Raw genomic sequence first — 2,686 nt, 5'->3', positions numbered from 1 at the left:
ATCCAGGTTCCCCAGCCACTCCGGCACAAGCTTGTGATCCGACAGTGAAAGTTGGCGATCGCGCCCACCCGAGGCGGCGAGACGCACAACTGTGACACATCACTGGGCCACAACGGCACAGGTCAGTCCGGATCCAGCCCCGCGCCGAGGCTGCTTCCCCTTCCTCGTTCCCGCCCATCTCACCCACCGCAGCGGCATCTGGTACTGGCGCCGCCGCCTCCCCGCCCCCCTCGTGCGAGGCACAAACCTCGCGAGCGGAAATCCGACGGTCCGGCTATCCTTGCGGACGCGCGATCGCCGCATAGCCATCTCCCGGGCCCGGCAACTGGACGCGCTGCTCGAAAGGACGGCCGCCATGGATGCTTCCGGGACGATCACCGCAGCCCAGTTCGCCGGCCTTGCCCGCAACCACATGCAGTCCCTGCTCGAGGCGGCGCGTGCCCGGCGCGCCCCCGACCCAGTCCTTGCGACTGGCGGGGACATTGAGGCCTCCCTCGACCCCGCCCTCGCCAACAGGATCCTCGACTTCGTCCTGGCGGCGGAGGACGCACCCCCTGATGACGACCATACGGCTTCGCATCTCAGTCCCGCTGGTCGCGATGGCGGCCCGATTTACCTTCCCGACGACCTGGCGGCGCCGCTCATAGCCGCAGTCGGATCGGCGCCGCCCGAGCGCCCGATGCGGCTCAGCCCCCTCGCCGGGGCCCTGCACCGATCCCAGGCGGCCCTCGGCCGCGCCATGGTTGTAAGGCGCGCCCTCATGGTGAACGACGGCGCCTTGGCCCGCGAGATGGTGGTCAGCGCCGCTGCCGCCGCCGGCGTCGAGATCACGCCCGAGGTCCGGCCACTCCTTGAGCGTGTCGGCCTGCGGGTGCTGGAGGGCGTGTTCCGCGAGGAGGCCGCGCGGGAGGCAGGCATCTACAAGAGCGTTCCGGAAGAGGACCCCTCCCTGACCGCCTTCCATCGGCGTCCGAGCACCCCGCAGGAGGCGCGAACGCCCTCCGTCGTGCCCGGCGAGATCGCTGTTCCTGCACTGCTCGCTGTGGCGCCGGAGCCATGCCAGGCAACTGCGGTTCCCGCCGAGCCGTCAGGCGCAGCGCCCCCGCCCAATGCGCCCGACGTGCCGCTCTCCTCCCTCGTCGAGCCGTTCTTCGCCAAAAGGACGCGCGACAAGATCCGCCAGCAAGGCATGGCCCAGGAGCGCACAACCCTTCGCCTTCTTCGAAATCGCCGGCGACCGCCCCGCGCGGGAGTACAGACGCCATGACATCACAACCTTCCTCGATACCCTGCGTCGCCTTCCCTCTCGCTACGGGAAGTCGCCGAAGGATAAGGACCTTTCGGTCCAGGAACTGGTCTGGCGCGCGGACGAGACTGACGCACAGCGGCTGACCGATAGGACAGTCAAGCGCCACCTTTCTGCCCTGTCCGTGTTTTTCAAGCTCGCCGTGGATCGTGGCCACCTCACCCTGACCGAGCGGAACGACATCATTGGCGAGCACGACTTCTCACTCGATGACGCTCGCGAGGCGCGCGACCAGTGGACAGGAGAGGAGCTACACCGGCTGTTCTCCTCCGCTATCTGGACCGGTCGTGATTCCTCCCGGCGCTCCGCTCCCGGAACGGAGATCACCCGCGACGCCCGGTTCTGGATCCCACTGCGATGCGTCTTTGAGGGAACGCGTCTTGAGGAGGTCGCCGACCTCCGTCGTAAGGACGTCAGGAACGAGGCTGGCGTTTGGCAGATGGAGATCACAACAGAGCATCGGCGTCTGAAGAACAACAGCGCGAAGCGTGCGGTTCCGATCCACCCGGAGCTCATTCGGCTGGGCTTCCTGGAGTATGTCGCGCGCATCGCCACGCAGCCGACCGATCCGCTCTTCCCCGATCTTGAGCCTCAGGGAGCTGACCAGAAGCGAGGCCCGCGTATCACCCGGTGGTTCGTGGAGTATCGTCGGGACATCGGCGTCTTTCGCGAAGGCGTCGGCGCCCACGCGTTTCGCCATAACGTCAACACCCGCTTGCGCGAGGAACTGCACGACTACTCCGACCAGCTGCGCCTGAGCTATCTCCTCGGCCACGCCAGTGGAACGGGTGAGGGCGATGTCCGGTATGATAAGGGGCGCGAGGCACATGCTGTGGCAGCGCTGGTGGCCCGGCTGAAATATCCGGAGGTCAACCTCGCCCACCTGCACATTCGAGAAGATCGCGATTTGTCGGCGCCGAGCAGCTGGTAGGAAACGGACCGGATTGATTGTTGGGGCGCCAGGATCCCCACTCCCGACCTTTGGATTCCCATTTACTTCAGCAGTTTACGCTGGCTTGCGAGGCATGTGTGACGCCGTTGTGTGACGGTTAAGGAGCTTGGCCGTTTCGGCGAACACCTTGCTCGAATCCCGAGTGCTTGAGAGATCTGAGAAGGGGCTACCTACATGCTTGGCCTGGCAAGGAAGCGCACGCAGCAGCTCTTCGCCGCACTGGCCTGCTAGAAGCGCTCTTTCGGCCGACTTAGCGCCCTCCTCTCGGACAAAGGTAACAGGGTGCGGAGGGGGTGGTGGGGGTTGTGCCGTGGGAGGATACTCGGATGGATCGGCGCGCCGCTGAGGCGCGCTTCCTGATCACAGGCCCCCGAACATGGCTCCGCTTGGGGGGGAAAGGTGCGTCCCAGCGAGGGCTGCTTTGCGCC

The 2,686-nt window shown here is 66.2% G+C and carries 2 protein-coding genes and 1 pseudogene; all 3 read left to right on the top strand.

The genetic code is table 11. From position 1 onward, the window contains the following. Positions 1 to 91: 91 nt before the first annotated feature. Positions 92 to 334: pseudogene (locus ACO1BU_RS36730) on the top strand (DUF6538 domain-containing protein); the annotation flags it as partial. Positions 335 to 355: 21 nt separating this feature from the next. Then, positions 356 to 1,267, top strand: coding sequence for a hypothetical protein (locus ACO1BU_RS36725; RefSeq protein WP_424140800.1), 912 nt, complete (start codon positions 356 to 358; stop codon positions 1,265 to 1,267). Between the two features lie 163 nt (positions 1,268 to 1,430). Beyond that, positions 1,431 to 2,237, top strand: a complete 807-nt coding sequence (locus ACO1BU_RS36720) for a site-specific integrase (RefSeq protein ID WP_424140799.1) — start codon at positions 1,431 to 1,433, stop codon at positions 2,235 to 2,237. The last annotated feature ends 449 nt before the right edge of the window (positions 2,238 to 2,686 follow it).

Source organism: Roseomonas chloroacetimidivorans (assembly GCF_049629625.1).
GTDB classification, from domain to species: Bacteria; Pseudomonadota; Alphaproteobacteria; order Acetobacterales; family Acetobacteraceae; genus Roseomonas; species Roseomonas chloroacetimidivorans.
This window is presented reverse-complemented; position numbering and strand designations above follow the sequence as displayed.

What these genes read in the sequence shown, in the direction of transcription:
- ACO1BU_RS36725 (WP_424140800.1), top strand. Translation starts at nt 356, where the DNA reads ATGGATGCTTCCGGGACGATCACCGCAGCCCAGTTCGCCGGCCTTGCC.